The sequence below is a fragment of the Agromyces sp. CF514 genome, from assembly GCF_900113185.1.
In the GTDB taxonomy this organism is placed as follows: Bacteria; Actinomycetota; Actinomycetes; order Actinomycetales; family Microbacteriaceae; genus Agromyces.
The window spans coordinates 2425136-2438596 of sequence record NZ_FOZD01000001.1 but is presented as its reverse complement, the minus strand read 5'-3'; the positions used below and the strand labels follow the sequence as shown (position 1 = coordinate 2438596).

The window sequence follows — 13461 nt, the reverse complement described above, 5'->3', positions numbered from 1 at the left end:
CATGACCGACACGTCGCGCATTCCCGACAAGCCCGCCCTCGAAGGGCTCGAGACGGTCTGGGCCGACGCGTGGGAGCGCGACGGGGTGTACACCTTCCCCCGTTCCGAGGCCACCCGCGAGACGATCTACTCGATCGACACGCCCCCGCCCACGGCATCCGGCTCGCTGCACATCGGGCACGTGTTCTCGTACACGCACACCGACGTCATGGCGCGGTTCCAGCGCATGCGCGGCAAGAAGGTCTTCTACCCGATGGGCTGGGACGACAACGGCCTGCCCACCGAGCGACGCGTGCAGAACTACTACGGCGTGCGCTGCGACCCGACGCTCCCCTACGAGGCCGGCTTCGTGCCGCCGTTCGAGGGCGGCGACGGCAAGTCGACCAAGGCCGCCGACCAGAAGCCGATCAGCCGCCGCAACTTCATCGAGCTGTGCGAGCGGCTCACCGTCGAAGACGAGAAGCAGTTCGAGGCGCTCTGGCGCACGCTCGGCCTCTCGGTCGACTGGAAGCAGAGCTATCGCACCATCGCCGACGAGGCGATCTTCACGTCTCAGCTCGCGTTCGTGCGCAACGTCGAGCGCGGCGAGGCCTACCAGGCGCTCGCGCCGACCCTGTGGGACGTCACGTTCCGCACGGCCGTGGCGCAGGCCGAGCTCGAGGACCGCGAGCAGCCCGGTCACTACCACCGGGTGTCGTTCCACCGCCCCGACGGCGGAACGATCGAGATCGAGACGAGCCGCCCCGAGCTCATCGCCGCCTGCGTGGCCCTCGTCGCGCACCCCGACGACGAGCGCTACCAGCCGCTGTTCGGCACGACCGTGACGAGCCCCGTGTTCGGCGTCGAGGTGCCCGTGCTCGCGCACCACCTCGCCCAGAAGGACAAGGGCACCGGCATCGCCATGATCTGCACCTTCGGCGACGTCACCGACGTCGTGTGGTGGCGCGAGCTCGACCTGCCGAACCGCGCGATCATCGGGTTCGACGGTCGCGTGATCGCCGAGGCGCCCGCGGCCATCACGAGCGAGGCCGGCCGCGCCGCGTTCGCCGAGATCGCCGGCAAGACGACCTTCTCGGCCAAGCAGGCCGTCGTCGACCTGCTGCGCGCATCGGGCGACCTGCTCGGCGAGCCCAAGGCCATCACGCACCCCGTCAAGTTCTTCGAGAAGGGCGACCGCCCGCTCGAGATCGTCTCCACGCGACAGTGGTACATCAGCAACGGCGCCCGCGATGCCGGCCTGAAGGAGCGCCTGCTCGAGCACGGCCGCGGCATCGACTGGCACCCCGACTTCATGCGCGTGCGCTACGAGAACTGGGTCGGCGGCCTCTCGGGCGACTGGCTCGTCTCGCGCCAGCGCTTCTTCGGCGTGCCGATCCCCGTGTGGTACCCGCTCGACGAGGCCGGCGACCCGAAGTTCGACGAGCCGATCGTCGCGACCCGCGAGCTCCTGCCCGTCGACCCGTCGTCGGCGCCCGCGCCCGGGTTCGACGAGGCCCAGCGCGGTGCACCGGGCGGCTTCATCGGCGAGCACGACGTCATGGACACCTGGGCGACCTCGTCGCTGACCCCGCAGCTCGCGGGCGGCTGGGAGCGCGACCCCGAGCTCTTCGACCTCGTCTACCCGTACTCGCTGCGCCCCCAGGGCCAGGACATCATCCGCACGTGGCTCTTCAGCTCGACGCTGCGCGCCGAACTCGAGCACGGCACGGCGCCGTGGACGAACGCCGCGATCTCGGGCTTCATCGTCGACCCCGACCGCAAGAAGATGTCCAAGTCGAAGGGCAACGTGGTGACCCCCGCCGGCCTGCTCGAGCAGCACGGGTCCGACGCGGTGCGCTACTGGGCCGCGTCCTCGCGCCTCGGCACCGACGCGTCGTTCGACCCGCAGAACCCGACGCAGGTCAAGATCGGCCGTCGTCTCGCCATCAAGGTGCTGAACGCCGCGAAGTTCATCCTCGGCTTCGAGGGCGCAGCGGATGCACCCGTGACCGAGCCCGTCGACCGCAGCATGCTCGCCGAGCTCGCCGAGGTCGTGGCCAAGGCGACGAAGTCGCTCGAGGCCTACGACCACGCGCGTGCGCTCGAACTCTCCGAGACCTTCTTCTGGACGTTCTGCGACGACTACCTCGAGCTCGTCAAGGAGCGCGCCTACGGCGAGGCCAGCGCCGAGCAGGCTTCGGCGGTGGCGGCGCTCAAGACCGCGCTCGCGGTGCTGCTGCGCCTGTTCGCGCCCGTGATCCCGTTCGCGACCGAAGAGGTCTGGAGCTGGTCGAACGAGGGCTCGGTGCACCACGCGTCGTGGCCCGGTGCCGATGAGCTCGCCGCACGCGGCGAGGCCGGCACCGAGCTGCTCGTCATCTCGAGCCTCGCGCTGACCGGCATCCGTCGTGCGAAGACCGCCGCGAAGGCGTCGCAGAAGACGCCCGTGACCCGTGCGGTGATCGCCGCACCCGCCGCGACCGTGGCTCTGCTCACGGCCGTGGCATCGGACCTGCGTGCGGTGGGGCGCATTGCAACGCTCGAGTTCGTCGAAGCCGACGAGTTCGAGGTCCGAGACATCGAACTCGAAACGCCGGAGGCATAGGGGGCCACATGACACACGAGATCCGACTCGCCGCCGAAGAGGACTTCTTCGGCTGGCTGCCGCTGTTCGAGGCGTACTGCCGGTTCTACGAGACCGAGCTCGACGACGCGAAGGCGCTCATCGTCTGGAACTGGATCAGCGACGAGCACGACCCGCTGCACGCCGCCCTCGCCGTCGACGAAGACGGCAAGCCGGTCGGGCTCGCGCACTTCCGGGTCGTTCCCGACAGCCTCTCGGCGACGAAGGGCATGTACCTCGACGACCTGTACGTCGACGAGGAGGCACGCGGCTCCGGCCTCGGCCGCGCGCTCATCGAGTTCGTGCACGCGCGTGCGGCAGAGGTCGGCACCGGCGGGGTCTCGTGGATCACCGCCGCCGACAACGAGCCGGCGCAGCGCATCTACGACGAGGTCGCCACCCGCACCAGCTGGGTGACCTACGAGATGCACGCCTGATGCAGCTCGGCACACGATGGACGGTCGGCGCCGAGCCGCCCGCTTCGGTGCCCGGCGACCTCCGCGAACTCATCGCCGCAGTCGAGGCGGAGCGAGCGGATGCCTCGGGCCACTGGACCCTGACCTGGCTCGAGGGGCGGCCGATCGCCGAACTCGACGACGGCACCCGGGTCACCCTCGCCGGCGTCGTCCCGCCGCAGTCGGCCGACGACTCCGACGACGAGTGGTGATCCAGGCCGAGTAGGCCGTGAACCCAGCCCGCGGCGCGACCAGATCGCGCCGCGGGCTGTTTCGTCGATCACGCGCGAGCGATGACCTCGGCGTGCGGCATCAGCATCCAGCCGTCGGAGTCGGCCGTCCATTCGCGCCATCCGGCCGAGATGCGCTGGAGCTCGCCGACATCCGAATGCCCGGATTCGATCGCGTGGGCGGCGAACGCGGACTCGGTGGCACGCAGCGCCCACGACTCGCCCCACCATTCGCGCTCGGCGTCGGATGCGAAGACCCAGACGGATCCCGTCGCGGTCACCTCGGTGAACCCTGCGGCGCGCACCCAGGACTTGAGGTGGCGCCCCGCATCGGGCTCGCCGCCGTTCCATGCATGCACCGCATGGTAGAGCTCCAGCCAACGCGTGAGCGCATCGCTCGCGGGCGAGGTGAGCACGCCGCCGTAGTCGACGTCGCGCACGGCGAGCACGCCGCCGGGGCGAAGCACCCGACGGAATTCCTTCAGTGCATCGATCGGGTGCGCGAGGTGCTGCAGCACCTGGTGCGCGTGCACCACGTCGAACGAGGCGTCGTCGAACTCGAGCGCGTACGCGTCGCCCACACGGAACTCGACGTTCTCGACGCCCGAGCTCGCCGCCAGGCCTGACGCCTGGGCGACGATCTCAGCGGAGGCGTCGACCCCGATGACCTGTCCGGGGCGAACACGGCGCGCGAGGTCGAGCGAGATCGTGCCGGGTCCGCTGCCCACGTCGAGCACCGCGAGTCCCTCGCGGAGGTGCGGCAGCAGGTAGGCGGCCGAGTTCTCGACGGTTCGCCAGGTGTGCGAGCGCAGCACGCTCTCGTGGTGACCGTGCGTATAGGCGTCGCGGGCGGTCGGGTCCTTCGGGGTGGTGGCGGTCATGTTCCGACTCTATGCCGGTAGGGTCGGCGGATGGCCGACGCGACGAACCCCCTCCTCGAACCCAGTCCCCTGCCCTACCGGCTGCCGCTGTTCGGCCTCATCCGCCCCGAGCACTTCGCCGAGGCGATCGAGGCCGGCATGTCCGCCCAGCGCGCGGCCGTCGACGCGATCGTGGCCGATGCCGATGCCGCGACGTTCGCCAACACCATGCTGCCGTTGGAACGATCCGGACTCGCGTTGGATCGCGTGCTGGCGGTGTTCGAGAATGCGAGCTCGGCCGACACGAACGACGAGCTCGAGGCCCTCGACGCGCGGTTCGCTCCGCTGCTCGCGGCCCACTCCGACACCATCCGCCTCGACCAACGGCTCTTCGCACGCGTGCAGTCGCTGTTCGACCGGCTCGATGAGCTCGATCTCGCGCCGGACGAGCGATACCTCGTCGAGCGCACCCACCACGACGCCGTGCTCGCGGGCGCTGCACTCGACCATGCCAGCCGAGCCCGGCTCGCCGCGATCAACGAGCGGCTCTCCGTGCTGACCACCGCATTCCAGCAGCACCTGCTCGCCGACACGAACGACCTCGCCCTCCGGTTGACGGATGCCGCGGCCGTCACCGGACTCGACGCGGGCGCGCGCTCCGCGGCCCGTGAGGCCGCAGCGTCGCGGGACCTCGACGGATGGCTGCTCACGCTGGTGCTGCCGACGGGGCAGCCGGCCCTCGCCTCGCTCGAGGACCCGACGACGCGCGACGCCCTGCTCGCCGCGTCCCGTGCGCGCGGGATCCGCGGCGGGGCGCACGACACCCGCGCCGTGCTCCTCGAGATCGTGAGCCTGCGGGCCGAACGCGCCGCACTGCTCGGGTTCGACTCCCACGCCGCTGCGGTGACCGCCGGGCAGACCGCGGGCACTCCGGAGGCGGTCGCCGCGCTGCTGTCCGAACTCACCGGTCCGGCCATGCGCAACGTCGAGCGCGAGCGGCGGCAGCTCGCCTCCCAGGCGTCCGCCGCGGGCGCGCGCGGGCTCGCGGCCTCCGACTGGGCGTTCCGGGCGGAGCGGGTCGCGGCCGCCGAAGACGCATTGGACCCCGCCGAGGTGCGCCGCCACCTCGAGTTCGAGCGCGTGCTCGTCGACGGCGTGTTCCACGCGGCGCACCTGCTCTACGGGCTCACGTTCACGGCGCGGCCCGACCTCATCGGCTTCCACCCCGACACGCGCGTCTACGAGGTGTTCGAGCACGACGGCGAGCCGGTCGGGCTGTACCTGCTCGACCTGTACACGCGCGACTCGAAGCGCGGCGGCGCGTGGATGAGTTCCCTCGTCGAGCAGTCCGACCTCACCGGCGACCTGCCCGTCGTCGTCAACAACCTCAACATCCCGAAGCCCGCGGCCGACGAGCCGACCCTGCTCACCTTCGACGAGGCGGGCACGCTCTTCCACGAGTTCGGGCACGCCCTGCACGGCCTGCTCGCGCGAGTGCGCTACCCGTCGCAGGCCGGCACCAGGGTCTTCCGCGACTTCGTCGAACTGCCGAGCCAGGTGAACGAACTCTGGCTCATCCGACCCGAGATCCTCGCGAACTTCGCCGTGCATCACGAGACGGGCGAACGGATGCCGCAGCAGATGCTCGATCGGCTGCGGTCCACGGCCGGCATCGAGTCCGGCTTCTCGACCGCCGAGTACCTCGCTGCGGCGGTGCTCGACCAGGCCTGGCATCGCGTCACGGCCGGAGCCGCCCCCGATCCGGGCGATCTCGAGGCCGTCGCCGCCTTCGAGGAGGCGGCCCTCGAGGCCGCAGGACTCGCACACCCGCTCGTGCCGCCGCGCTACGCGAGCACGTACTTCGCCCACGTGTTCGCCGGAGGCTACGACGCCGGCTACTACTCGTACATCTGGAGCGAGGTGCCCGGCGCCGACATCATGGCGTGGTTCGAGGAGCAGGGCGGCGCCACGCGCGCGAACGGCGACCGGTTCCGCAGCGAGATCCTCGCGCCAGGCGGCTCGCGCGATCCGCGGGACTCGATCCGGGCGCTGCTCGGGCGGGAGGCGTCGATCGAGCCGCTGCTCGCACGGCGCGGCCTGGCCTGAGCTGGAGCGCCCGGCGCCCGAGGGCGGCCCCGGAACGACGGATGCCGCGTGCAGCCGAGCTGCACGCGGCATCCGCGATTCGAATCGATGCGCCTCAGATGGCGAAGCCGAGCGCGCGCATCATGTCGCGCCCGTCGTCGGTGATGCGCTCGGGGCCCCACGGCGGCATCCACACCCAGTTGATGCGGAACGCCTCGACGACCCCGTCGAGCGCTTCGGCGGTCTGCTCCTCGAGCACGTCGGTCAGCGGGCAGCCGGCGCTCGTGAGCGTCATGTGGATGATGAGCGCGTTGTTCTCGTCATCCCAGCCGAGGTCGTAGATGAGCCCGAGGTCGACGACGTTGACGCCGAGTTCGGGGTCGACGACGTCTTTCAGCGCCTCTTCGACCTCGTCGTATCGCTCAGGTGCGAGTGAGGTGGCCATGAACGGGAGTCTACTCGCGCTTACTCGGCCGCCGACTCGGCGACCTGGTAGCGGTCGTAGCCTTCCTCTTCGAGGCGGTCGGCGAGCTCGGGGCCGCCCTGCTCCGCGATGCGGCCGGCGACGAACACGTGCACGAAGTCGGGCTTGATGTAGCGGAGGATGCGCGTGTAGTGCGTGATCAGCAGGATGCCGAGCCCGGTGCTGGCCTTCGCGCGGTTGACGCCCTCGGAGACGATCTTCAGCGCGTCGACGTCGAGGCCGGAGTCGGTCTCGTCGAGCACGGCGAACTTCGGCTTGAGCAGCTCGAGCTGGAGGATCTCGTTGCGCTTCTTCTCGCCGCCCGAGAAGCCCTCGTTGACGTTGCGCTCGGCGAACGCGCTGTCCATCTTGAGGTTCTTCATCGACTCGCGCACGTCCTTGACCCACGTGCGGACCGAGGGGGCCTCGCCGTCGATCGCGGTCTTCGCGGTGCGGAGGAAGTTCGTCACGGTGACGCCGGGGATCTCGACGGGGTACTGCATGGCGAGGAACAGGCCGACGCGCGCACGCTCGTCGACGGTCATCTCGAGCACGTTCTCGCCGTCGAGGAGGATCTCGCCGCCGACGACGGTGTACTTGGGGTGACCGGCGATCGTGTACGCGAGGGTCGACTTGCCGGAGCCGTTGGGGCCCATGATGGCGTGGATCTCGCCCTCGTTGATGACCAGGTCGACGCCGCGGAGGATCTCGCGGGTGCCCTGGTCGGTCTCGACGTTGACGTGCAGGTTCTTGATCTCGAGCACGGACATGGTGATGGGGATTCTCTTTCGTTGATCGGCCGCGCGGGCCGGAAGCTGATTCAGACGGTCAGGGTGACCGCGGGGTCGATGTGCACGTCGCCGTCGGTGATCTGCACCTGGTAGACGGGCACGGGTTCGTAGGCGGGGAGCGTGAGCGGCTTGCCGGTCTTCAGCGAGAACTTCGACCCGTGCGCCCAGCACTCGAGCGTGTCGTCTTCGACGAACCCCTCGGCGAGCGAGATGTCGCCGTGGGTGCAGGTGTCGCCGATGGCGAACACCTCACCCGCGGAGTCCTTGACGACGGCGATCGGAACGCCTTCGAGCACGAAGCGGGATGCCTCGTTCTCGGCGAGGTCGGCGACCGAGCAGACACGAACGGAGGTCACGTCAGCGCCCTTCCAGCTCGGCCTCGACGGCGGCCGTCAGGCGCGCCTCGAGCTCGGGAGAGCCGATCTTCTGCACGATCTCGGTGAGGAATCCGCGCACGACGAGTCGACGCGCCTCGGCCTCGGTGATGCCGCGGGCCATGAGGTAGAAGAGCTGCTCGTCGTCGAAGCGCCCGGTGGCGCTCGCGTGGCCTGCGCCGGCGATGTCACCGGTCTCGATCTCGAGGTTGGGCACGGAGTCGGCGCGCGTGCCGTCGGTCAGCACGAGGTTGCGGTTCTGCTCGTAGCTGTCGGTGCCCGGCGCGCTCTGCGCGATGAGCACGTCGCCGATCCAGACGCTGCGCGCGCCCGCACCCTGGAGCGCACCTTTGTAGGTGACCCGGCTGCGCGTGTGCGGTGCGTCGTGGTGCACGAAGACCTGCTGCTCGAGGTGCTGGCCGGCGTCGGCGAAGTAGAGGCCGAGCGCCTCGATGTCGGCGCCCTGCTCGGCGAGGTGCGTCGACGGGTTCACCCGCACAACCTTGCCGCCCAGCGAGACGACGATGTGCTTCAGGAACGCGTCGCGCCCGATGCGGGCGAACTGGCTCGAGAGGTGCACCGCGTCGTCGTTCCATTCCTGGAGCGAGACGACGGTGAGCGATGCGCCCTCGCCGACGATGATCTCGACGTTCTCGGTGAGGCGGGCGTCGCCCTCCCCGCCGAACACGATGAGTGCGCGGCTGTTCGGCGTGATCTCGATGACGGTGTGCGCGCCGCGCGGTGCCGTGCCGAGGGCGGTGCGGGTGATCACCGCGACCTTCTCGTCGTCGCCGGTCACGCGGATGAGCAGGGCCTCGTCGAAGCTGGACCAGGCGTTGGCCGACGCGCGCTCCTCGGGGACGCCGGCGCGACCGATGCGCTCGTCGTCGCGGGCGATCCACGAGAGCTCGACGCCGTCGACGGCATCGGTGCGCAGTTCGAGTCGACCGCCGTCGAGCTCTCCGGCGGTCAGGTCGGCGAAGGCGGCGACGGGCGAGAGCTTCCACTCGTGCTCGCGGCCGGTGACGGGGGCGAAGTCCTCGACGTGCACCGAACGGAAGCGCTCGGAGCGCGTCTGCACGGGCACGAATGCGCCGTCGGAGTGCGCGACGAGTCCGTGCTGCTCAGCCGTGGGCAGGGCTGTGCTGGTCATCTGGGCGGTCACTGCTAGCCCACCGATCCTTCCATGCCCATCTCGATGAGCTTGTTGAGTTCCATCGCGTATTCCATCGGCAGCTCGCGCGCGATCGGCTCGATGAAGCCGCGCACGATCATGGCCATGGCCTCGTCTTCGGGCATGCCGCGGCTCATCAGGTAGAAGAGCTGCTCCTCGCTGACCTTCGAGACGGTGGCCTCGTGCCCGAGCACGACGTCGTCGACGCGGATGTCGATCGCGGGGTACGTGTCGGACCGGGAGATCGTGTCGACGAGCAGCGCGTCGCAGCGCACGGTGTTCGCCGAGTGATGGGCGTTCGCATCGACTCGGACCTCGCCGCGGTATCCGGCGCGACCGCCGCCGCGGGCGATCGACTTGGAGACGATCGAGCTCTGCGTGTACGGCGCCATGTGGATCATCTTGGCGCCGGCGTCCTGGTGCTGGCCCGGGCCCGCGAAGGCGACCGAGAGGGTCTCGCCCTTGGCGTGCTCGCCCATGAGGAAGATCGACGGGTACTTCATCGTGACCTTCGAGCCGATGTTGCCGTCGATCCACTCCATGGTGGCGCCCTCGGCTGCGGTGGCCCGCTTGGTCACGAGGTTGTAGACGTTGTTCGACCAGTTCTGGATCGTCGTGTAGCGAACGCGGGCGTTCTTCTTCACGATGATCTCGACGACGGCCGAGTGCAGCGAGTCGCTCTTGTAGATGGGAGCCGTGCAGCCCTCGATGTAGTGCACGTAGCTGCCCTCGTCGGCGATGATCAGCGTGCGCTCGAACTGGCCCATGTTCTCGGTGTTGATGCGGAAGTAGGCCTGCAGCGGGATCTCGACGTGCACGCCGGGCGGCACGTAGACGAACGAGCCGCCGGACCAGACGGCCGTGTTCAGCGCGGCGAACTTGTTGTCGCCCGCCGGGATCACGGTGCCGAAGTACTCCTCGAAGAACTCGGGGTGCTCCTTCAGGGCGGTGTCGGTGTCCATGAAGATGACGCCCTGGCGCTCGAGCTCTTCGTTGATCTGGTGGTAGACCACCTCGGACTCGTACTGCGCGGCGACACCGGCGACGAGGCGCTGGCGCTCCGCCTCGGGGATGCCGAGCTTCTCGTACGTGTTCTTGATGTCGTCGGGCAGGTCTTCCCAGGTCTGGGCCTGCTTCTCGGTCGAGCGCACGAAGTACTTGATGTTGTCGAAGTCGATCTCGCTGAGATCGGCACCCCACGTCGGCATGGGCTTGCGCTCGAAGAGCTGCAGCGCGCGCTGGCGTCGCTGGAGCATCCATTCGGGCTCGTTCTTCAGTCCGGAGATGTCGGCGACGACCTCCGGCGAGATTCCGCGTCGCGCGGATGCTCCTGCTGCGTCGGAGTCGGCCCACCCGAACTCGTACGTGCCGAGCCCTTCGAGTTCCGGCCGGTCGATCAGTACGTCCGTCATGCTCTCCCTCTTCTCCTCCCGTGCAACCGGCTATCAGTCCGGCCCATCGCCTCCCGTGAGTCGAGGCGCTCTTCGAGTTGGTGATGATGTGCGGGTGGCGTCTCTGCGAACCTAAGATGGCTGGGTACCCGCATCGCGCGTTCTCGCGCGCCTCGCGGAGCCTCCCAACCCATCAAGTCTATAGGGTCGCGCCGCCGCTCGGTCCGTACTCCCAGCGGCGGCACAGCAGATCCGGAGCAGGACCTCCCAGCGTGAACCGCTTCATCGCGTGGCTCCCCCAGCGCGTCGACCGCCGCATCCGCATCTTCGCCTGGCTCTCGTTCGTCGCGCAGACGACGATCATCGCCACGGGCGGCGCGGTGCGCCTCACCGGTTCGGGGCTCGGCTGCCCCACCTGGCCCACCTGCACGCCGGGCTCGCTCGTGCCGACCGAGGAGCTGTCGTACCACTCGCTCATCGAGTTCGGCAACCGCCTCATGACGGGCGTCGTCGGCATCGTCGCACTGATCCTCTTCATCCTCGTCTGGCGCATCCGCGCCGAACGTCGCGACCTGTTCACCCTCTCGTTCATCGTCGGCGCGGGCATCGTCGCACAGGCCCTCGTGGGCGGCATCACGGTCTGGACGGGCCTGAACCCGTTCATCGTCGGCTTCCACTACGTGACCTCGCTCGCCCTGGTGTGCGTGGCGGCCGCCTTCCTCGTGCGCATGGACGCGGTCCCGGGGCCGCGTGAACGAGCCGTGCCCGGCTGGTACCTCGGGCTCGCGCACGCCACGAGCGCCGTCATGGCCGTCTCGATCGTGTTCGGCGTGCTCACCACGGGCGCCGGCCCCCACTCGGGCGATGCCGAGGCCGGGCGCAACGGCTTCAACGCCGAACTGCTCGAGCATGTGCACGCCTGGCCCGGATACGCGTTGTTCGCGCTCACCGTCGCACTCGTCATCGGCGCGTGGTCGCAGAAGCTGCCGACGCTCCGATGGACCCTCGTGCTGTTGGCCGTCGAGCTCGTGCAGATCGGGGTCGGGCTCTACCAGGCCCGCAACGGCCTGCCGCCGCTCGCCGTGGGCATCCACATGGTGCTCGCCGCCCTGAGCGCGGCCGCGATGACCGTCGTGATCCTGCACCTCAAGCGCCCGGTGGCGACGGATGCCGAGGCAACCGCCTCGCCCGTCGCGGCTTCCGCTCGCTGATGCTCGTCCGCCATCGTGGTCGCGAGCCGTTCGTCTCTCCAGCGGCCACGGTGGCTCCCGGCGCGATCCTCTCGGGCGACGTGGTCGTCGAGGCCGGAGCGCGCATCATGCACGGCGCGGTCCTGACGGCCGAAGACGGCGAGGTCCGCATCGGGGCGGAGACCGTTGTGCTCGAGCATGCCGTGATCCGCGGCCGATCCGGACATCCGGCCGTGATCGGCTCCCACGTCATGATCGGCCCGCACGCGCACGTCAACGGGGCGTCGATCGCCGACGACGCATTCATCGCGACGGGCGCTTCGGTGTTCCCCGGCGCGGTCGTCGGCGAGGGTGCCGAGGTGCGCATCAACGCGGTCGTGCACGTGAACACCGTGCTCGCACCCGGGCTCGTCGTGCCGATCGGCTGGGTCGCGGTCGGCTCGCCTGCACAGTTGTTCAGCCCCGACCGCCACGACGAGATCTGGGCGGTGCAGCGGACCCTCGACTTCCCCGGCACCGTCTACGGCGTCGCGCGCGAGGACGGCACGGCCGAGATCCTCCGACGGCAGTCGGCCTTCTACGCGGCCCACGACGACGACGTGATCGTCGACGAGGCGGACTGACGCGACATCCGACATCCGCCCGCTCCGATGCGCAGCGCCGCAGACGGCGCCGAGCGGCCTCAGAAGGGCAGCAGCGGGTCGATGCCGACCGCGAGGAAGACCAGCGTCAGGTAGGCGATCGAGCCGTGGAACACGCGCATCGGCGAAACCTGCTCGTGCCGGATCGACAGGTCGTAGAGGCGGTGCGTCTCGTAGATGAACCACACGCCCGAGACGAGCGCGACGCTCGTGTACAGCAGCCCCATGCCGGCGATCGGCACGAGCAGCAGCGAGCACGCGACGGTCGCCCATGCGTAGAGGATGACCTGCAGGCCGACCTGGGCGCGACCGCGCACGACGGCGAGCATCGGCACGCCGGCCGCCGCGTAGTCGTCCTTGTACTTCATCGAGAGCGGCCAGTAGTGCGGCGGCGTCCAGAGGAAGATGATCAGGAACAGGATGAACGGCGGCCAGCTCAGGTCGCCCGTCACCGCGGCCCAGCCGATGAGCACGGGCATGCAGCCGGCGATGCCGCCCCAAACGATGTTCTGCGCCGTGCGGCGCTTGAGGATCAGGCTGTAGAAGACGACGTAGAGCAGGATCGCGGCGAGCGAGAGCGCCGCGGCGACCCAGTTCGTGAAGATGCCGAGCCAGACGATCGACGCGATGCCGAGTCCGTAGGCGAAGACGAGCGCCTCGCGGTCGGTCAGCTCGCCCGTGACGAGCGGGCGTCCCTGGGTTCGCTTCATCACCCGGTCGATGTCGCGGTCGATGTAGCAGTTGAACGCGCCGGCGGACCCGGCGCTCATCGCACCGCCGATCAGGGTCGCGATCATGAGCCAGAGGCTCGGGAGCCCGTTCTGCGCGAGGATCATCGTCGGAGCGGTGACCACGAGCAGCAGTTCGATGACGCGCGGCTTCGTCAGCGCAACATACGCCGCGAGCTTGCGCTTCAGGGTCGGTCGGGCGGTCTCTTGCCGCGTCTCAACTGCTGCCTGCATCGCTCCTCTTCCGCGCGCGGGCACGCCGAACACGACGCGGCCCACACGGCATTCTATGTCATCCGGCGTCATCGGCATCGTCGACCCGAGGGCGGCCGGTTTCGGGGCCTGAGCCGACCTCACACGTCTGTGCACGAGCCGTGAACCCGTCGTCACGTCCGCGAAACTGAGCCTTTCCATATACTTTGAGCATGCGGGCCACCCCGCGTTGTTCACGACCCACACACTCCCCCGGAATGTGGT

13 protein-coding genes are annotated in these 13461 nt (G+C 69.5%); 6 read left to right on the top strand and 7 right to left on the bottom strand.

From position 1 onward, the window contains the following. Nucleotide 1 precedes the first annotated feature (1 nt). From valS to BM342_RS10865, 3 genes are read left to right on the top strand one after another with little or no spacing between them, the layout of a single operon-like run. On the top strand, nucleotides 2–2584 hold the full coding sequence (valS, locus tag BM342_RS10875) for a valine--tRNA ligase (protein WP_092965606.1): 2583 nt from the start codon (nucleotides 2–4) through the stop codon (nucleotides 2582–2584). 8 nt (nucleotides 2585–2592) lie between these two features. Further along, complete coding sequence (locus tag BM342_RS10870; protein WP_092965604.1) at nucleotides 2593–3039, top strand: GNAT family N-acetyltransferase; 447 nt, start codon at nucleotides 2593–2595, stop codon at nucleotides 3037–3039. After that, nucleotides 3039–3269: a hypothetical protein gene (locus tag BM342_RS10865; RefSeq protein ID WP_092965602.1), complete on the top strand. Its 231-nt coding sequence runs from the start codon at nucleotides 3039–3041 to the stop codon at nucleotides 3267–3269. Before BM342_RS10870 ends, BM342_RS10865 begins: the two co-directional genes overlap by 1 nt. Nucleotides 3270–3337: 68 nt before the next feature. Here BM342_RS10865 and BM342_RS10860 read toward each other — a convergent pair whose 3' ends face one another. Beyond that, nucleotides 3338–4168, bottom strand: coding sequence for a methyltransferase domain-containing protein (locus BM342_RS10860; protein ID WP_092965601.1), 831 nt, complete (start codon nucleotides 4166–4168; stop codon nucleotides 3338–3340). Between the two features lie 30 nt (nucleotides 4169–4198). On the opposite strand from BM342_RS10860, the gene BM342_RS10855 reads away from it, so the two are divergent. Continuing rightward, entirely contained in the window at nucleotides 4199–6253 is a 2055-nt protein-coding gene (locus tag BM342_RS10855) for a M3 family metallopeptidase (protein ID WP_092965599.1), read from the top strand. Nucleotides 6254–6347: 94 nt separating this feature from the next. Here the strand turns inward: BM342_RS10855 and BM342_RS10850 are convergent, their stop codons facing one another. The 5 genes from BM342_RS10850 to sufB are packed head-to-tail and all read right to left on the bottom strand — an operon-like array spanning nucleotide 6348 to nucleotide 10446. Next, nucleotides 6348–6677: a metal-sulfur cluster assembly factor gene (locus tag BM342_RS10850; RefSeq protein WP_055857683.1), complete on the bottom strand. Its 330-nt coding sequence runs from the start codon at nucleotides 6675–6677 to the stop codon at nucleotides 6348–6350. Between the two features lie 20 nt (nucleotides 6678–6697). Next, complete coding sequence (sufC, locus tag BM342_RS10845; RefSeq protein ID WP_092965597.1) at nucleotides 6698–7465, bottom strand: Fe-S cluster assembly ATPase SufC; 768 nt, start codon at nucleotides 7463–7465, stop codon at nucleotides 6698–6700. 50 nt (nucleotides 7466–7515) lie between these two features. Continuing rightward, nucleotides 7516–7842 (bottom strand): non-heme iron oxygenase ferredoxin subunit, encoded by a 327-nt coding sequence (locus BM342_RS10840; protein WP_092965595.1) that lies wholly within the window; start codon nucleotides 7840–7842, stop codon nucleotides 7516–7518. A 1-nt stretch (nucleotide 7843) separates the two neighbouring features. After that, a complete protein-coding gene (sufD, locus tag BM342_RS10835; RefSeq protein ID WP_143109839.1) occupies nucleotides 7844–9013 on the bottom strand; it encodes a Fe-S cluster assembly protein SufD in 1170 nt (389 codons plus the stop codon). A gap of 14 nt (nucleotides 9014–9027) precedes the next feature. Beyond that, nucleotides 9028–10446, bottom strand: coding sequence for a Fe-S cluster assembly protein SufB (gene sufB, locus BM342_RS10830; RefSeq protein ID WP_092965591.1), 1419 nt, complete (start codon nucleotides 10444–10446; stop codon nucleotides 9028–9030). 251 nt (nucleotides 10447–10697) lie between these two features. Here sufB and BM342_RS10825 point away from each other — a divergent pair, with 251 nt between their 5' ends. After that, nucleotides 10698–11636 carry a COX15/CtaA family protein gene (locus BM342_RS10825; protein ID WP_255368672.1) on the top strand — a complete coding sequence of 313 codons (939 nt, stop codon included), beginning with the start codon at nucleotides 10698–10700 and terminating at the stop codon, nucleotides 11634–11636. Beyond that, nucleotides 11636–12238 (top strand): gamma carbonic anhydrase family protein, encoded by a 603-nt coding sequence (locus BM342_RS10820; RefSeq protein ID WP_092965587.1) that lies wholly within the window; start codon nucleotides 11636–11638, stop codon nucleotides 12236–12238. Before BM342_RS10825 ends, BM342_RS10820 begins: the two co-directional genes overlap by 1 nt. A gap of 59 nt (nucleotides 12239–12297) precedes the next feature. Here BM342_RS10820 and BM342_RS10815 read toward each other — a convergent pair whose 3' ends face one another. After that, complete coding sequence (locus BM342_RS10815) at nucleotides 12298–13218, bottom strand: heme o synthase (protein WP_092966805.1); 921 nt, start codon at nucleotides 13216–13218, stop codon at nucleotides 12298–12300. Nucleotides 13219–13461 lie beyond the last annotated feature (243 nt).

Excerpts from the sequence above, each read along its gene's own strand:
- valS (WP_092965606.1), top strand. The coding sequence starts at position 2 with ATGACCGACACGTCGCGCATTCCCGACAAGCCCGCCCTCGAAGGGCTC.
- BM342_RS10870 (WP_092965604.1), top strand. The coding sequence starts at position 2,593 with ATGACACACGAGATCCGACTCGCCGCCGAAGAGGACTTCTTCGGCTGG.
- BM342_RS10865 (WP_092965602.1), top strand. The coding sequence starts at position 3,039 with ATGCAGCTCGGCACACGATGGACGGTCGGCGCCGAGCCGCCCGCTTCG.
- BM342_RS10860 (WP_092965601.1), bottom strand. The coding sequence starts at position 4,168 with ATGACCGCCACCACCCCGAAGGACCCGACCGCCCGCGACGCCTATACG.
- BM342_RS10855 (WP_092965599.1), top strand. The coding sequence starts at position 4,199 with ATGGCCGACGCGACGAACCCCCTCCTCGAACCCAGTCCCCTGCCCTAC.
- BM342_RS10850 (WP_055857683.1), bottom strand. The coding sequence starts at position 6,677 with ATGGCCACCTCACTCGCACCTGAGCGATACGACGAGGTCGAAGAGGCG.
- sufC (WP_092965597.1), bottom strand. The coding sequence starts at position 7,465 with ATGTCCGTGCTCGAGATCAAGAACCTGCACGTCAACGTCGAGACCGAC.
- sufD (WP_143109839.1), bottom strand. The coding sequence starts at position 9,013 with ATGACCAGCACAGCCCTGCCCACGGCTGAGCAGCACGGACTCGTCGCG.
- sufB (WP_092965591.1), bottom strand. The coding sequence starts at position 10,446 with ATGACGGACGTACTGATCGACCGGCCGGAACTCGAAGGGCTCGGCACG.
- BM342_RS10820 (WP_092965587.1), top strand. The coding sequence starts at position 11,636 with ATGCTCGTCCGCCATCGTGGTCGCGAGCCGTTCGTCTCTCCAGCGGCC.
- BM342_RS10815 (WP_092966805.1), bottom strand. The coding sequence starts at position 13,218 with ATGCAGGCAGCAGTTGAGACGCGGCAAGAGACCGCCCGACCGACCCTG.